We start from the raw sequence: 15,745 nt of genomic DNA on the forward strand, positions 1-15,745 counted from the left end.
ATAGTGTTTTATAATGAGTTGTTGAATCCATATCCTGTAAACAAAGAAGGTGTCCAATAATGAAATTAATCCCGACTCCGCTTCAGACGAGCCGAGGACCCGATAAAGCATTTTTGATCACTTCCGGTATCCTGTTTGCCAAGCTGCTGCTGCTGCGCTGGTTTTTCTTCTCCGAATTCGAACTGAGCGGCGTTTTTATCGATCTGTCCACGGCGCTCGGATTGACCTGCCTGCTGGAGCTGCTCATTCCAAGACGCTGGAAAAAGGGAACAGCCTGGGCCGCCGATGTCCTGCTGTCGCTGCTCTTTTTCTCGGCTGCCGTGTATCATTCCTATTTCGGATCCGTTCCGACTTACACGGTGCTGGGGTCGCTCGGCCAGGTGCCCGAAGTGAGCAACATGGTAGGCGGATTGATCAAACCCGCGTTTTTCATCTTTTTTGCGGACTTTGCGTTCATACTGGTCCGCTTTGGCGTACGTGCGATTCGGCGCCGCGGGTCGCGCGGGCAGCTCTCGTTCGCTTCCGCTGGGAAATCTTCCTGGAGCGGCACGGCTACACGTATGAGCCGTATCGCGGTATCGTTGGTGTTGGTTGTCTGCCTGCTGCTGTCCGGCGTAAGGATCAGCCGGGGCTCCGCAATCAGCAATGAGATCGTACGCGCCGAAAATATCGGTTTTCTGAATTACCAGGTCAGTACCGCCATCGAGAAAAAGAAAGAACGCGAGTTCCTGGCCAGCACTTCGCCCGAAGAAGTCGCGGCTCAGGTGGAAGCTCTTCAGCAGTCTTTTCCGTATGTGAACAAGAACGCTGGAGCAGCATCGGGCAGCAAAACGTCCAAACCGGCTTATTTCGGAGCGGCGAAGGACATGAACGTGATCGTCGTCCAGATGGAATCGTTCCAGAACTTCCCGATCGGCTACAAGCTCGATAACAAGGAAGTGACGCCGAATCTGAATGAATTGATTGGACAAAGTTTTTATTTCCCGAACATTTTCCAGCAAATCGGCCCGGGCAACACTTCGGATGCGGAGTTTATCTCGAACACCTCCATTTATCCGACGGCGGCGATTGCGATGTCGACCGGTTACGGAGACCGGGAGATTCCGAGTTCGCCGCGTCTCTTGGAAGAGAAAGGCTACAAGACCGCTACATTCCAGATCAACAACGCCACGTTCTGGGACCGGAATCAGCTGTACCCAGCGCTCGGATTCCAGAATTTTTACGATAAGCCGAGCTACGTCAACGATCATTTCAATAATTTTGGAGCTTCCGACGAAGAGATGTACCGGGTGGGACTCGAGAAGATCGACGAAATGCGTGCGGACGGTTCGCCGTTTTATGCCCAATTCGTGACCACATCCAGCCATGCTCCGTTTGATGTGCCCAAAGAGTTCCCGCAGCTTGAGATTCCGGAACGCCTTCAGGGAACGCAGCTCGGAAGCTACCTGAACGCCCAGCATTATACGGACTATGCACTCGGGAAATTGATCGAGAACCTCAAAGCCAAAGACTTGTGGGACAATACGCTGCTGCTCGTGTACGGCGATCACGGCGGACTGGCTACGGCCGAGAACGATCCCGCCTGGGTATCGTCGATGCTCGGCATCTCTTATGAGGCCAATGCCAGCCGGTTCAATATTCCGCTGATTGTGCATGTGCCGGGTCTGGAAAAAGGCGAGCGGATCGAATTGGCAGGCGGGCAGATGGACTTTGTGCCGACACTGATGAACCTGCTTGGCGTTTCGTTGTCCAAAGAAAACCATACCGTATTCGGCCGCGATCTGCTGAACACCGATCGCAACGTCGTCGGAATCCGGTATTATCTGCCTACCGGGTCTTTTGTCGGGGACGGCATTCTGTATATTCCGGGAGAAGGATTCGAAGACGGGACAGCGGTGTCGCTGGACACGCACGAACCGATCACCGATCTGGAGCCGTACCGCGAAGATTACGAGTATATTTTGCAGCTGATGAAATTGTCCGACGATTATGTAAAGGTACTGCCCAAACGGGGCTTGGGTGCGAAATAAAATTAAACAAGTGAGCAGGGGAGCGATTCGAAATGCCGGAGAATCCGGTCCGATGCAGTTGGGTTAACGATGATCCGCTGTATATCCGTTATCACGACGAAGAATGGGGCGTTCCCGTGCATGACGATCGAACCTGGTTCGAGCTGCTGACTCTGGAAGGCGCACAGGCGGGACTAAGCTGGTACACCGTTCTGAAAAAGCGCGAGCGCTATCGGGAAGTGATGGACGGCTTCGATCCCGAAGTCATCGCTGCGTACGATACGGCCAAAATCGGCGAACTGATGGGCGATGCCGGGATTATCCGCAACCGCCTCAAGCTCGAATCGACTGTTCACAACGCGAAAGCTTTTCTGCGTGTGCAGGCCGAATTCGGAAGTTTCGATACGTATATCTGGTCTTTCGTGGAGGGCCGTACGATTGAAGGAAACCGCCATTTACCCGAAGAAGTACCAGTCCGAACGGAAGTGTCGGATCGCTTGAGCAAAGACCTTAAGAAACGCGGGTTCAAATTTGTCGGCAGCACCATCTGTTATGCGCTGATGCAGGCTTCCGGGATGGTCGACGACCATCTGGTAGGATGCCAACGAAATTGCGGCGGCACACCGGTATAGGCTTCGGCGAAGCGGGTAAAGATAAAAGAGAAAGCAAAAACCGGCCATAAGCGAAAGGGGACAACCGCAATGAAGGTCATGATTACGCAGCAGGAAGCGATGCAGCGGAAGATCTGGAGCAAGATTATCGATATGTTCGGCCTGGATCCCGACAAAGATTATTGGGAGACCGAACAATTTATCCTGACGGAAGAACAGGCACGGCAGGTCGGGTTGATCCAGTAATCCATAATCGCCGGCAGCAGAAGAAGCCACAACAAAAAGCTGTTTCGACCCGCTTGCTGCGGCAGTCGAAACAGCTTTTTGTATATGTGTATGTCCGTACGGTCAAACCAGGGAAGACTGGATATCGGGGTACCAAATACGGGGCAGATCATCGACGCTCATCGGACGGCAGATCAGGTAACCCTGAATACCCGGACAGCCCATATTCATCAGCTGAATCAGCTGCTCGCCGTCTTCGACCCCTTCGGCCACCACGTCCAGGTTCATGGCGCGTGCCATGGCCAGCAGAGCGGAGATCACGGCCGGATTCATTTGAACGATAAAAGAGCGATCCAGTTTGAATTTGTCGATCGGAATTTGAGCCAGGATTCCCAGAGAGGAATAGCCGGTGCCGAAATCGTCGAGCGAGATCATAAAGCCCTGTCCGCGAAGCTGTTCGAGCAGGATGCAGATCTCTTCCAGGTTGCGCATCACGAGGGTCTCGGTCACTTCCAGATCAAACCGGTTCGGCGACATGCCTTCTTCGGCGATAATGGCATTCAGCCGTTCGACAAAATGATCCGCTTCGAACTGGGCACGCGAAATATTGATGGCTACCCGGACATCGGGTCCGAATTTCTGGCTGATCTTGGGCAGGTCTTTGCAGGCTTGGCGAATGACCCATTCGCCGATCGGGACAATCAGGCCGGTTTCTTCGGCGACGGGAATGAAATCGGAAGGAGGGACCAGGCCGGCATGACCCAGATTCCACCGCAGCAGCGCTTCGACCTCCACGACTTTGTTGTGGGAAGCATCGAAGATCGGCTGGTAATGCAGCAGCAGTTCTTCGCGTTCGATACATTGATTGAGCGCGATCTCATAGTCGAACTTGATGACCTGATCGTAGCGCAGCGACTCGTTGTATTCGTGATAACGGCTGCGCCCTTTGCTCTTGGCATAATACAGCGCGATATCGGCCTGACGAAGCAGGGTCGAGAGATCCTTGCGCTCGGAAGAAGAAGAAATGCCGACGCTCGCACTGACCCGGATCATCCGATCCCCGAGCAGAAACGGATTGTCGAGGATTTCCAGAATCCGCTTTGCCTGTTCTTCCGGGCGCAGGATCGGTTTCTCGCATACAATAATGAATTCGTCGGCGCCTTGACGCGCGATCACATAAGGCGAGCCGAACGATTGTCTGAAACGTTGGGCGACTTCGATCAACAGCGTATCGCCGGTCTCATGCCCGAGGGCATCGTTGATATTTTTGAAATTATCGAGGTCGATCAGAAAAAGTCCGAACGGCTCATGGATAAATTCATACAAAAAACGCCGGTTGAACAGCTGGGTCAGTTCGTCGTGATACGCATAATGATGCAGTTGGTTTCCCCGTTGGGACACGGGGATCATATCCCGCGTTACGCAAACCACGGACTGGACTTCGCCCCGGTCGCCGAAGATCGGGGATAAGATACTCTCGCCGCTGAGCGCGCCGCTCGGAAGAAGCGTTCCGTCTTCAAAACGGATACTTTGGCGTTCATTGACGACTTTTATATATTTATGGTGCAGATATCTGCCCATTTCGGGTTCGTGGCCGTATACCTCGGAGAACGTCTGTCCCATATGTTCCGGACCGAGATGGCTGAGCAGCGCTGCTGCCCGATTGACGTACCGATATCGGAAATGTTCTCCGTCCCAGTCCATAACGTAAATACAATCTTCAAGCGCATGAAGAAACTGGGCGACAATCTGATCTGGATGTTCCGATTCTTTCATTTTGTAAATGCCCTCCTTAAATCCGCGCTTATCCGACCTGTCGATGCGTATAGTCCTATCATACTATGCGTAGGCCAAACCGCCAAGGGAAGAAAGGGGGATAGGTTTTCCGTAGGAGACTAAGAGGCTTCCCATTTTGGAGAACGTTTGACGGGAAAATGGAACGGGTAAAAAGGGGCATATCGATAAAACGGGGAGGAATGGGCATGAACAAGAAAATTTCGGCTACATTCGAGCATGAAGAAGAAGCGGTTCGGGCTATCCATGAACTGACGGAAGCCGGATTCGACCGGGAAAATATTTCGGTGGTAGCCAAACATACCAGAGAATCGGAAGAAATCCGGCAAGAAACCGGGACCAAAGCACCGGAAGGGATGACCACTGGCGTCTTGGCAGGAGGAGCGCTTGGCGGAGCGGCCGGAATCCTTGCAAGTTTGGGGGCGCTGGCGATTCCGGGAATCGGGCCGCTGCTTGCAGCCGGGCCGATCGCCGCGGCACTGGCGGGAGCCACGCTTGGAGCGGGAGTCGGCGGATTGGCAGGCGGATTTATCGGTCTGGGCATTCCCGAGAAAGAAGCCGAATATTACGACGAGCGTGTTCAGGCAGGCGAAGTACTGGTTATGATCGATGAAGACGAAGCGATGCGAAGCCGGATTTACGAAGTGTTCCGGCGCAGCGGAGCGACCAATACGTCTTATTTCGACGAAGACGGCACCTCGACTACTTCCGGCATGATGCCGGTAGACGAACGGGTACCGCCTGCCGGAGTTCAAGATGCGCAGCGAATCGCCTCGGCGAAGGAACCATCGGCGCATACCGTGTACGACCGCGAAGACGATATCGATCTGTGCGATACGACCGACCCGACAAGGCAGGCTTCCAACCTGATTATCGGCCGCAGCGATCGTCCCTATACGGAAGACAAATAAGTCTTCCGCCGCTGCAAATCCGCATATCGGACATACCAAAAGACCGGAAGATCGCTCTTCCGGTCTTTGCTGTGCGGAACGGCCGTTTTCCCCAGAGGAACAGGTCCGTTACAAGGAAGCTTTATAGGCTGTGCCAGCCGGACTCTGCCGATGTTTGCGCCGCAGCGGCCGATGGTACAGCAGGTAGTAGGGCAGCAGGGCAGCCAGAGCCGCAGCGCTTCCAATCAGGTACATCACGCGGTAACCGGCCGAAGACGCGGCCAGTCCCAGCAGATAAGAGCCCAAGCCGTATCCCAGATCGAACAGGACAAAGTAGGTGCCGGTCGCCAGTCCGCTCCGATGAGCCGGGGCGGATTGTACGGCAAGCGTTTGGAAGCTTGGAATGATTGCCCCGTAACCGAGGCCGATCACAGCGGCCGTCACCAGAAAGAATAAGGCGGAATGGGCTTGACTGAGTGCGAGCAGACCTATTGCAAACAAAGCAATTCCGGGATACACGAGCATATGGGCGCCGCGCCGGTCGAACAGCCGGCCGGTAAAAGGACGGGACAGCAGCACGGCCGCGGCGAAGACGACAAAGAAATAGCTCGCAGCGCTCTTGAGGCCCAAAGAACTTGCATAAACGGAAATAAAGGTCGAAATCGCCCCATAAGCGAATGCGATCAGAAATCCGGCCGCTGCAATCGGAACGGCGCGGGGTTCAATGAAGCGTTTGAAATGCCAGGCGCCCAGATCGCTCGGTTGAATGTCGCGTTTGGGAATCGGAGTGATGACACCAAACAAACAGGCGAGCATCCCGAAGATCACAATCAAGAGGAACAGGACCGGATAACCCGCGCCGGAGGAGACCGATAGGCCGATGAAAGGTCCGAATACCATCGCAAGGCTCATGAAAAGAGTAAAGTAGCCGATTCCTTCGCCTTTGCGTTCTTTCGGGATGACATCCAACACAACGGTGGAAGTGGTCGTAGCCGCAATACCAAAAGAGATCCCGTGCACGAACCGCAGAACCAGCAGCAGGGCATAATTATCGATCCATACATAGAACAAACTGCATGTCGCAAACATAATCACCGAGCCTACCAGCAGCTTTTTGCGATTGATCTCGTCCAACCATTTTCCGGTCAGCGGCCGGAACAAAACGGCGGCAATAACAAAGATCGTCGTTACCAGACCGATGCTGTTCGGACTTCCTCCAAGGTGTGCCAAAGCGTACTCCGGCAGAGTCACGGCCAAAATATAAAAATTGATAAAAATAAAAAAACTGCTAAAACTGATCGTCAAAAAAGGACGACTCCATAATGATTGTGGGTTCATATCGACTCCGTTCTTCCTATTCTTCCAAAAGAAAAGGAAACTTTTTAATAATTGTCTAAACAACTATATCGAAAAATCGAACGGTTTGTCAATGGATGAAGCCGTTTTGGGCCGATTATGATATGCTTGAATTATCCGGTTCGCGAGGACCGATGCGGGAACGGAGGAGAGACCTATGTCGGATGAAGTCAGCCGGGAACACCGGATTCCATTCAGTCGGATCTGCGGCATTTTGGGAATCAGGCAGAAAATAATCAATGTATATCCGGATCATGTCAATAAGTGTGTCGTTGTGGAGACGGACAAAACGCTGCGCGCGCCAAGCACCATCATCGAAGTGAAAAACACCTACCTGGATGTGCGAACGATCAGTGCCGAAGAGTATAACCGCATGCCGTATACGCCAAATATTACGGATAAGCTCAAAGGGCTGTTGAACGATGCGGAACGCAGCGCCCTCAAGGAGAGTCTGCATCTGGCGATCGGCGAAGCCGAACATCGCCTTCAAGGCGATCTGTCCGCGCAAGAGCGGCAGCAGCGGGAATTTTTCTTGCAGAATGCCCGGCGGGCTTTTAACAAATTGAGCGGGGACGCTTGAGTCATAGACTCCGGGCTTCCGCCCGGCAGGGTGTACGTGCAGGCGGCACTTGTTACGGCGTCTTTTTCAGGCTACAATATATGGGTGTGAATTCAAGAACGTAACCTATTTATGGAAAGCGAGCGGGATAGATATGGGTCGTAAATGGAATAATATCAAGGAAAAGAAGGCTTCCAAAGATGCCAACACCAGCCGGGTCTATGCCAAATTCGGCGTTGAAATTTATGTGGCGGCCAAAAAAGGCGAGCCGGATCCGGAATCGAACCGGGCTCTGAAAGTCGTACTCGAACGCGCCAAGACTTATAACGTTCCCAAAGCGATCATCGACCGTGCTATGGACAAAGCCAAAGGCAGCGGCGACGAGACCTACACGGAACTGCGGTATGAAGGCTTTGGTCCAAACGGAGCGATGGTGATCGTGGATACGCTGACGAACAACGTCAACCGGACTGCTTCCGACGTACGTTCCGCTTTCAGTAAAAATGGCGGAAACCTCGGCGTCAGCGGATCGGTCGCTTACATGTTCGACGAGACGGCCGTAATCGGGATTGAAGGCAAAGACGAAGAAGAGGTGCTCGAGCTGCTGATGGAAGCGGACGTGGATGCGCGCGATATCGTGACCGAAGACGAGTCCGTTATTATCTACGCGGCTCCGGATCAATTCCATGCGGTACAAGAAGCGCTGCGCGGTGCGGGAATCGAAGAATTCACGGCAGCCGAAATCACGATGCTGCCGCAGACTTTCGTATCGCTAGACGGCGATTCCGAGAAGCTGTTCGACAAGATGATCGATGCGCTCGAAGACCTTGAAGATGTACAGCAGGTCTACCACAATGTCGATTCGGAAGAAGAATAATCGATTGAACCTCGTCTTCGGACGACAAATGAAAGCGGGACGGCTTAAGCCGTCTCGCTTTTTTTTGCGTATTTATGTCTATTTCGCAGATTAAAACCAATAAAAACCACATTAAATGTGGTTTTTATGTTGACTGAAAAGAAATGCACAGGTACGATGAGGAAGAAAACCAGTATGCTTCTGCGGAGGTAGAAACATGACATACGCGATTGCCGTCGATATCGGCGCTTCCAGCGGCCGCCTTGCCGCCGCTTCGTTCGACGGCGGCAAGTTGAAGCTGCGTGAGCTGCATCGTTTTGATAACGCTTTTACGCATAGAAACGGACATGATTGTTGGAACATCGACGAGCTGTATGAAGAAATATTGATCGGGCTCCGGCGGGCACGGGAAAACGGCATCGAATCTTGTACGGTAGGTATCGATACCTGGGGAGTCGATTATGTACTGCTCGATGAATTCGGCGATCGGCTGCAGGAGGTCTACGCTTATCGGGATGCCCGGACGAACGGAGTACCGGAACGCCTGCACAGAGAAACGTTCGGCCGGGAAGAGATTTACGCCAAGACCGGCATTCAGGAACTGAGCTTCAATACTTTGTATCAGCTGTATGTCCACGATCCAACCGAATTGGCACGCGCCGCCCGGATTCTGCTGGTTCCGGATTATCTCTATTATCGGCTGACCGGCAGGATGATCAACGAAGCCACCAACGCTTCGACCACCCAGCTGCTTAATCTGGAGACCCGCGAATTCGACCTCGATCTGCTTCGGCTGCTCGGTTTGGAACGCGGCCAGTTCGCCGAATTGACGTCGCCCGGCACGGATGTGGGTGCCTTGAAGCCGGAACTTGCGGAATCCGGTCTGTATCCACGATGCACCTTCATTGCTGCGCCGACTCATGATACCGCTTCCGCGGTGGCCGGTGTACCTGCCTCCGAGGAGAGCCGCTGGGCTTATATCAGCAGCGGGACATGGTCCCTGCTCGGAACCGAGCTTAAGGCCCCGCTGAACGGACCGGAGCAGCGGGCCGCCAATTATACGAACGAATGGGGCGTATTCGAAACCTTCCGTTTTCTCAAGAACATTATGGGGTTGTGGATGCTTCAGGAAGTCCGCCGCGAAGAGGGCCGACGTCACAGCTTCGCCGAACTTGTTGAACGGGCCGGGCGCGAAGAAGGGTTTCGCAGCCTTGTCCCCTGCAGCAGCGTACGTTTTTTGAATCCCGCCGGCATGACGCAGGAGATTCAAGCGTTCTGCCGGGAAACCGGCCAACCCGTTCCCGATACGCCGGGAAGGCTGGCCAGATGTATTTTTGACAGTCTGGCACTCAGCTATCTCGACGCCATGCAGGAGCTGGAACGGCTGACGGATGTCCGGTATGAAGTGCTGCATATTGTAGGCGGCGGAGCCCATAACAGTCTGCTGTCGCAGCTGACGGCGGATCTGCTGGGCATCGAAGTCCGCACGGGACCAACCGAGGCGACGGCTGTCGGCAATATTGCGGTCCAGTTGATCGCAAGCGGCAAACTGGATGATTTGAATGAAGCGAGGCGCATGATTGCCGCTTCGTTCCCGCCGCAGACGTACCGTTCGAGACCGATTCCCGATCGAGACGAGCTGCTGGAACGCTGGCAGTCCGCAACCCAATTGACTGTGAAGGAGAACTGACCATGAGCGAAACGGTGAAACAGGCTTATCAGGAAGCCAAGCGGTTATACGCCAAACACGGTGTCGATACGGATGAGGTTCTAATCAAGCTTGCCGCGATCAAAATATCGCTGCACTGCTGGCAGGGCGACGATGTCAAAGGGTTTTTGTTCCGGGACAAGAAGCTTGAAGGAGGGATCGCGGTTACCGGCAGCTATCCGGGCCGCGCTTCGACACCGGAAGAGCTGAGAGCCGACCTGGATGAGGCGCTGTCCATGATCCCGGGCAAGCACAAAGTCAATTTGCACGCCATTTACGCCGATACCGACGAAGAAGTGGATCTGGATCGGCTGGAACCCCGTCATTTCCAGGGCTGGATCGATTGGGCCAAGCCAAAAGGATTGGGTCTCGATTTCAATCCTACGCTGTTCTCCCATCCCAAAGCGGAAGATGGTTTTACGCTCAGTCATCCCGATCCGGAGATTCGCAGCTTCTGGATCGAACACTGCCGGGCATCCCGGCGTATTGCCGAGACATTCGGCCGCGAACTGGGCCAGACTTGTGTAACCAATCACTGGATGCCGGACGGGTACAAAGACACGCCTGTCGACCGCTGGTCGCCGCGTGCCCGCCTGCGCGATTCCCTGGACGAGATTTTTGCCGACGAGATCGATGAGACGTATGCGATCGATGCCGTCGAAAGCAAACTTTTCGGTCTGGGTTCCGAAAGTTATGTCGTCGGCTCGCACGAATTCTATATGGGCTACGCGATGAGCCGGGGCAAAGCGATCTGTCTGGATGCGGGACATTTTCATCCGACGGAAGTCATCTCCAACAAGCTGTCCTCCATTCTGATGTTTACGGACCGTCTGCTGCTGCATGTGAGCCGTCCGGTACGCTGGGACAGCGACCATGTGGTCACTTTGGACGATGAACTGCTCGAAATTGCCCGTGAACTCGTAAGGGGAGACCTGCTTCCGCGCACCCATATCGGTCTGGACTTTTTTGATGGAAGTATCAATCATATCGCCGCCTGGGTGATTGGAGTCCGCAGTACCCAGAAAGCGCTGCTGCGCGCTCTGCTTGAACCGATCGAAGAACTGAAGCGGATCGAGGTGGAGCGTGATTACACGTCTCGCTTGGCTCTGGTCGAAGAATTCAAGTCTTATCCGTTCGGAGCGGTCTGGGATTATTTCTGCGAACAAGCGGGTGTTCCGGTTCGCGAAGAATGGCTGGCCCAGGTTAAGAACCATGAGCAAGAAGTTCTTCAAAAACGCGGCGGCGCCTCTGCGCAAAGGAGAGTCCATTCATGAGCACAATCGAAAAAGCGGCAAAAGCCCTGGAAATACCGTTCATCCGTGAAATGTCCGAAATTACCCAGCATATGTGGCGAAACGGATGGGACGAGCGCAACGGCGGGAATGTCAGCTATTTGTTGGATGAGCAAGAAGTGGCCCAATATTTCGATCTGAACGCCGTACTTCGTTGGATAGAACCGGCTTTTCCTGTCAGCGAATTGGCAGGACGTTACTTTATCGTGACCGGTTCGGGCAAGTATTTCAAAAACGTATTGGACGACCCTGCCGGCAACTTGGGGTTGGTTCGCATTTCCCAAGACGGAACCCGGATCGAACTGCTCTGGGGATTGGAGAACGAGGCCAAACCGACAAGTGAATTGGCTTCGCATTTTATGAGCCATATCGAGCGGTTGAAAGTCGACCCGAATCATCGCGTTGTGATTCATAATCATGCGACGCATGTGCTTGCGATGACCTTTATCCATGATCTGGATGAAGCGAAGTTTACCCGAACCCTGTGGGAGATGTGTACCGAGTGCATTGTCGTTTTTCCGGACGGGATCGGGATTATTCCCTGGATGGTGCCTGGTTCCAGCGAGATCGGCCGGGCTACCGCAGAGAAGATGAGAGAATATCACGCCGTGATCTGGCCCCAGCATGGGATCTTCGGTACGGGTACGTCCATGGATGAAGCATTCGGTTTGATCGAGACTATCGAGAAAGCGGCCCAGATTTATATGCTCGTGGCTCATCATGAGATCAAGCAGCGGATTACGGAGCAGCAGCTAATCGATCTGGCCGCGGCTTTTGGCGTGACACCCCGTCCGGGAATTTTGAGTCGATAAAAAGAAGAGGACTGGAAATACGGAATTCCTATCCGATTTGATCTTTTATTCGTCCGGTTCCTATAGGCGGGGCCGGGCGAATAAGGTAAGATAAAGACAAACACGCGAAGGAAGGGGCTGCGCCGGATGTTCCAGGATAACGCCGAGCAGTATGTGGTTTTCAAAGTCGAGGGAGAAGAGTACGGGCTGCCGATCGAATATGTGAGACAAATCGTGACGGTGCCGGAAAATGTCCCGGTATCGGACTATTATTCGGCCGTACGCGGAATGATGAAGATCCGGGGAACGATCATGCCCATATTTGATGTCCGGGTCGCTTTCGGTTTCGACGAGTCGTTCTCCGATCCTAAGCAGCGTATCCTTGTGGTGGAATTGGGACGCTTGACGGTAGGCCTTATTGTTGAAGAAGTAACCGAAGTGCTAACCGTTGGTGCGGAAGCCCCGCAGATCGGCGATGGACGCAGCCGGGGGAAGAGAAAAGGAAGTTTCTTCAATGGCATGTACAAAACGAATGACCGGATTGTCATGCTGTTCGATCTTCAGGAAATGTTGGAAGAAGAAGGACTTTACGCGGAATAGAAGAGGCATCATCGAAAAAGCTCCGCATACAAATACCCCCGCATCCTTGAATTAACAAGACTGCGGGGGGTTATTCGTTAAGATCCGTATTCAATTTTATTCGTTCCTCCTGATGATCCAATCCACATGCTTGACATGGCGAACATATTGCGTGTGTTCCTGTCTTGCCGATTGGCGTATGCTTCACAGCTTTCGTCAACCGTTTAGCGGTTTGATTCTTAAATTTTGTTTTGCCCGGGTCTTGCATCCGTACTCCGTGATATCGGAGCTTGCCGCATCTTCGCGGCTGTGCCATGTCTTCTTGCATCTGGCGGGTGAGTTCCCACATACATCGATTCCACGAAAAACGTTTTCACGTACGCTTTTCCTCGGTGTGAATCGTGCTAGTATGCTTCGCTTGCGCTATTGCATCGGAATCCTGCTCCTCTCCACGCGAGGCCTAATCCTGCTCGAAACGGCTTCTTCCGCTGAACAATAGTTTCCCTTTGGTTTGACATCCTGAATGCTCGCATGAGGCGTCTTCTGGACTTACGTGTCCAGTATGCGACGGCAACGGACTGCCTGCCTAACCTATTGCATTGGAATCATGCTCCTTTGTTGCAAGGCTTCTGTGCCTGCTCGAAATCGCTGCTTCCTTCTACAAAAATATAGGGTTTATTCAAGTTTTCACCTTAACCTTGTTCGTTTTTATCAATCGGAAGTGCCTGAAAAGCTTAACTTACATATTGCTTATTGTCGCTGTGATACGTTTGAAAGTTGACGACGGTTGGCTCTGAGTTTCCCACATACCTGATCTTACAGGAAGGTGCTGTCACGTACGCCTCCTTTGCGTAAAACCACTCAGTATGCTTCGCTGACCTGTTTCATCGGAATCTTCTCCCTTCGCAGATAAGAACGCTGCTGTGGCCTTTTCCGGGTATCAAGTTCAAGCTTCTGAGTTCCCGCGTATCCTCGATCTCACGAAAAACGTTTTCACGTACGTTTTTCATGCGTGAAAATCGGTCATCGATACGCTTCGCTAACCTGCGTCATCGGAATCCTGCTCCCTTCGAACAAGAATGGAAATCTCGCTTCGAATCGGTCTTCATTCTTCCGTCTTCTACAATAAAGCTTCGTTCTTCATTCGTACTTGAGTCCTGCTTCAAACTTCGTGCTTGGGTAAAGCGGTTGTCCTCTTCAATGGTCTGCGGTCAGTGTCTGAGTTCCCGCATATTCGCTTCTCCCGAAAGACGTTTTCACGGGCGTCTTTCTTCATGTGCAGGAGGTTTGAAATATGCTTCGCTTACCTAGCCCATTGGACTTGTCCCTCCTTATTATGGATGATGGAAAAGTCTTGAGTGGCACCGGCGGATGCTTCGTTTCGGTGAGGCTTTGAAGTATCGCTGGTGTTGGTTCTATATTAACCCCGGTGCCAGAAAAGTAAAACGTCTGTAAAAACATCGAGATGTTTGTAAAAGTTCATCTGGTTCACTCAGCTCATTCGGACTGCAAAGCTCGCAAGATAACGCTTTATTTTTAGGTTTTACGCCTTTTCGGGAGTGAGCAAGCTCAATGAAGAGCGAAAGTGGGTAATAAGCGACAAAGGAGGCGTTGGAGATGGCCATGCTCAAAACGATTAAAACAAGTATGAACGATACCAAGCAGGCGCTGGACGGGATCAAGGCATCCATGGACAGCCTCAAAACGGAAGTAGACACGCTCAAAGGAAATATGGAACAGGTGCAGACGCAGATGAAAGACAAACCCGCAAAGTTCAAATCTTCCCTTTCTTATTTGAAACTGGGAATCGGCGACTTGAAAGCGGAAGCCGCGGCGATCAAGCAGGGAGTCACGACGGTGAAAGATGCGGGCAAAGATCACGAGCCGGCCGGTTCGCTGCTTGCCGGTACGGAGTTTGTACGCGAAGCCGACGGCTTCAAGCTGAAAAAAGGCGGTCAGGTTATCGGTGAAATCACGTATGCGGAAGGCCCCGAACCCGATACGTGGATGGCCAATCATACGTACGTGGATCCCGAGTATCGCGGAGGCAGTATCGCCAAGACGCTGCTGGAACGATTGGTGGAAGAAGCGCGGCTGGAAGACAAACGGATCTTCCCGGTTTGTTCGTATGTGCGCGCCCAGTTCAAACGCAACCCGGAATATCGCGACGTCTGGCACGAATATTAAGCCGGATTTCCGATGCGCAAGATCCTCTGGAGAAAGAGCGGACCGATCCGGCAAAATGCCGATTCGTTCGCTCTTTTTTTTGACCGCATAATCAGGTATTGTTATACATAAGAAGCGTTTTAAAGAAAGAACGTTTCGAAAGGAAAGCGAACCGGTACCGACATTACACAAGAGTTCGTGCAGATCGCGGCGGCTGGAAGGCTGACGCGTCATTTTTCAGCGCGGCTGCAAGGAGAGATGAACTCAATGACCACTACGATTTTGGAACGCCTGAAAAATGAAAGCGCGCCTTATCACGATCGTGTAGAGGCTAACCCTTACGCTTCGGCCATTATGAACGGTACGATCGGTTTGGAAGAGTATAGAAGATATCTGGAATTGTTCTACGGCTTTATCGCTCCGCTGGAAAGCCGGGCCGAGGCTTCGCAGGCGCTACGCGAATCCGGCTACAACCTACAGGACCGGCGCAAGACGCCGATGCTGGAGCGCGATTTGATACGATTGGGGCTGTCGCCTGCCCAGATCGCCGCTCTGCCGCTCTGCAGCGAGCTTCCCGACTTGTCAACAAGAAGCAAACTGCTGGGCTGCTTTTATGTGATCGAAGGATCGACCATGGGCGGACAGATGATTACGAAGAAACTCTCGAAGACGCTTGCGATTACGCCTGAAGCGGGATTGTCTTATTTTGACGCTTACGGAGCGGATACCCGTATTCGCTGGAGCGAATTCCGAGAGCTTCTGCTTCAGGCCGGAGACCGCGAAGAGAGCTGCGGCGAAATTACGGAGACGGCTGTCGAAACCTTCCGTCTGCTGGAGCGTTGGCTCGCCGAGTAAACCTACCTGTCATACGCATCTTAGAAGACCCAACCCTAAACTCAGCAGGAGGTT

Annotated in this window: 14 protein-coding genes; 12 read left to right on the forward strand and 2 right to left on the reverse strand. The window is 52.9% G+C overall.

Annotated elements, in window-relative coordinates:
• The first annotated feature begins 59 nt into the window (after window positions 1–59).
• The 3 genes from HRQ60_RS00220 to HRQ60_RS00230 all read left to right on the forward strand — a co-directional run bounded on the left by HRQ60_RS00220 (window position 60) and on the right by HRQ60_RS00230 (window position 2,866).
• Window positions 60–2,030, forward strand: a complete 1,971-nt coding sequence (locus tag HRQ60_RS00220) for an LTA synthase family protein (RefSeq protein ID WP_172193639.1) — start codon at window positions 60–62, stop codon at window positions 2,028–2,030.
• Between the two features lie 32 nt (window positions 2,031–2,062).
• Window positions 2,063–2,641 (forward strand): DNA-3-methyladenine glycosylase I, encoded by a 579-nt coding sequence (locus HRQ60_RS00225; protein ID WP_172193640.1) that lies wholly within the window; start codon window positions 2,063–2,065, stop codon window positions 2,639–2,641.
• Between the two features lie 69 nt (window positions 2,642–2,710).
• On the forward strand, window positions 2,711–2,866 hold the full coding sequence (locus HRQ60_RS00230) for a hypothetical protein (RefSeq protein WP_172193641.1): 156 nt from the start codon (window positions 2,711–2,713) through the stop codon (window positions 2,864–2,866).
• 102 nt (window positions 2,867–2,968) lie between these two features.
• Here the strand turns inward: HRQ60_RS00230 and HRQ60_RS00235 are convergent, their stop codons facing one another.
• The gene (locus tag HRQ60_RS00235; RefSeq protein ID WP_172193642.1) at window positions 2,969–4,621 is read right to left on the reverse strand and encodes a putative bifunctional diguanylate cyclase/phosphodiesterase; all 1,653 of its coding nucleotides are present in this window, start codon (window positions 4,619–4,621) and stop codon (window positions 2,969–2,971) included.
• Window positions 4,622–4,827: 206 nt separating this feature from the next.
• On the opposite strand from HRQ60_RS00235, the gene HRQ60_RS00240 reads away from it, so the two are divergent.
• Window positions 4,828–5,550 carry a general stress protein gene (locus HRQ60_RS00240; protein ID WP_172193643.1) on the forward strand — a complete coding sequence of 241 codons (723 nt, stop codon included), beginning with the start codon at window positions 4,828–4,830 and terminating at the stop codon, window positions 5,548–5,550.
• A gap of 108 nt (window positions 5,551–5,658) precedes the next feature.
• On the opposite strand, the gene HRQ60_RS00245 is transcribed toward HRQ60_RS00240, so the two are convergent.
• Window positions 5,659–6,834 (reverse strand): MFS transporter, encoded by a 1,176-nt coding sequence (locus HRQ60_RS00245; protein WP_246280962.1) that lies wholly within the window; start codon window positions 6,832–6,834, stop codon window positions 5,659–5,661.
• Window positions 6,835–7,042: 208 nt separating this feature from the next.
• Here HRQ60_RS00245 and HRQ60_RS00250 point away from each other — a divergent pair, with 208 nt between their 5' ends.
• The 8 genes from HRQ60_RS00250 to HRQ60_RS00285 all read left to right on the forward strand — a co-directional run bounded on the left by HRQ60_RS00250 (window position 7,043) and on the right by HRQ60_RS00285 (window position 15,691).
• Entirely contained in the window at window positions 7,043–7,465 is a 423-nt protein-coding gene (locus tag HRQ60_RS00250; RefSeq protein ID WP_172193645.1) for a hypothetical protein, read from the forward strand.
• A 133-nt stretch (window positions 7,466–7,598) separates the two neighbouring features.
• On the forward strand, window positions 7,599–8,321 hold the full coding sequence (locus HRQ60_RS00255) for a YebC/PmpR family DNA-binding transcriptional regulator (RefSeq protein ID WP_172193646.1): 723 nt from the start codon (window positions 7,599–7,601) through the stop codon (window positions 8,319–8,321).
• A 196-nt stretch (window positions 8,322–8,517) separates the two neighbouring features.
• A complete protein-coding gene (rhaB, locus tag HRQ60_RS00260; protein WP_172193647.1) occupies window positions 8,518–9,990 on the forward strand; it encodes a rhamnulokinase in 1,473 nt (490 codons plus the stop codon).
• Between the two features lie 2 nt (window positions 9,991–9,992).
• Window positions 9,993–11,282: an L-rhamnose isomerase gene (rhaA, locus tag HRQ60_RS00265; RefSeq protein WP_172193648.1), complete on the forward strand. Its 1,290-nt coding sequence runs from the start codon at window positions 9,993–9,995 to the stop codon at window positions 11,280–11,282.
• Entirely contained in the window at window positions 11,279–12,112 is an 834-nt protein-coding gene (gene rhaD / locus HRQ60_RS00270; protein WP_172193649.1) for a rhamnulose-1-phosphate aldolase, read from the forward strand. Before rhaA ends, rhaD begins: the two co-directional genes overlap by 4 nt.
• A 126-nt stretch (window positions 12,113–12,238) precedes the next feature.
• A complete protein-coding gene (locus HRQ60_RS00275) occupies window positions 12,239–12,691 on the forward strand; it encodes a chemotaxis protein CheW (RefSeq protein ID WP_172193650.1) in 453 nt (150 codons plus the stop codon).
• 1,596 nt (window positions 12,692–14,287) lie between these two features.
• Window positions 14,288–14,857 (forward strand): GNAT family N-acetyltransferase, encoded by a 570-nt coding sequence (locus tag HRQ60_RS00280; protein WP_172193651.1) that lies wholly within the window; start codon window positions 14,288–14,290, stop codon window positions 14,855–14,857.
• Window positions 14,858–15,103: 246 nt separating this feature from the next.
• Window positions 15,104–15,691 carry a biliverdin-producing heme oxygenase gene (locus tag HRQ60_RS00285; protein ID WP_172193652.1) on the forward strand — a complete coding sequence of 196 codons (588 nt, stop codon included), beginning with the start codon at window positions 15,104–15,106 and terminating at the stop codon, window positions 15,689–15,691.
• Window positions 15,692–15,745 lie beyond the last annotated feature (54 nt).

This window comes from Saccharibacillus qingshengii (assembly GCF_013185195.1).
GTDB classification, from domain to species: Bacteria; Bacillota; Bacilli; order Paenibacillales; family Paenibacillaceae; genus Saccharibacillus; species Saccharibacillus qingshengii.

What these genes read in the sequence shown, in the direction of transcription:
- rhaA (WP_172193648.1), top strand. Translation starts at nt 9,993, where the DNA reads ATGAGCGAAACGGTGAAACAGGCTTATCAGGAAGCCAAGCGGTTATAC.
- HRQ60_RS00255 (WP_172193646.1), top strand. Translation starts at nt 7,599, where the DNA reads ATGGGTCGTAAATGGAATAATATCAAGGAAAAGAAGGCTTCCAAAGAT.
- HRQ60_RS00280 (WP_172193651.1), top strand. Translation starts at nt 14,288, where the DNA reads ATGGCCATGCTCAAAACGATTAAAACAAGTATGAACGATACCAAGCAG.
- HRQ60_RS00235 (WP_172193642.1), bottom strand. Translation starts at nt 4,621, where the DNA reads ATGAAAGAATCGGAACATCCAGATCAGATTGTCGCCCAGTTTCTTCAT.
- rhaD (WP_172193649.1), top strand. Translation starts at nt 11,279, where the DNA reads ATGAGCACAATCGAAAAAGCGGCAAAAGCCCTGGAAATACCGTTCATC.
- HRQ60_RS00225 (WP_172193640.1), top strand. Translation starts at nt 2,063, where the DNA reads ATGCCGGAGAATCCGGTCCGATGCAGTTGGGTTAACGATGATCCGCTG.
- HRQ60_RS00250 (WP_172193645.1), top strand. Translation starts at nt 7,043, where the DNA reads ATGTCGGATGAAGTCAGCCGGGAACACCGGATTCCATTCAGTCGGATC.
- HRQ60_RS00285 (WP_172193652.1), top strand. Translation starts at nt 15,104, where the DNA reads ATGACCACTACGATTTTGGAACGCCTGAAAAATGAAAGCGCGCCTTAT.
- rhaB (WP_172193647.1), top strand. Translation starts at nt 8,518, where the DNA reads ATGACATACGCGATTGCCGTCGATATCGGCGCTTCCAGCGGCCGCCTT.
- HRQ60_RS00230 (WP_172193641.1), top strand. Translation starts at nt 2,711, where the DNA reads ATGAAGGTCATGATTACGCAGCAGGAAGCGATGCAGCGGAAGATCTGG.
- HRQ60_RS00275 (WP_172193650.1), top strand. Translation starts at nt 12,239, where the DNA reads ATGTTCCAGGATAACGCCGAGCAGTATGTGGTTTTCAAAGTCGAGGGA.
- HRQ60_RS00240 (WP_172193643.1), top strand. Translation starts at nt 4,828, where the DNA reads ATGAACAAGAAAATTTCGGCTACATTCGAGCATGAAGAAGAAGCGGTT.
- HRQ60_RS00220 (WP_172193639.1), top strand. Translation starts at nt 60, where the DNA reads ATGAAATTAATCCCGACTCCGCTTCAGACGAGCCGAGGACCCGATAAA.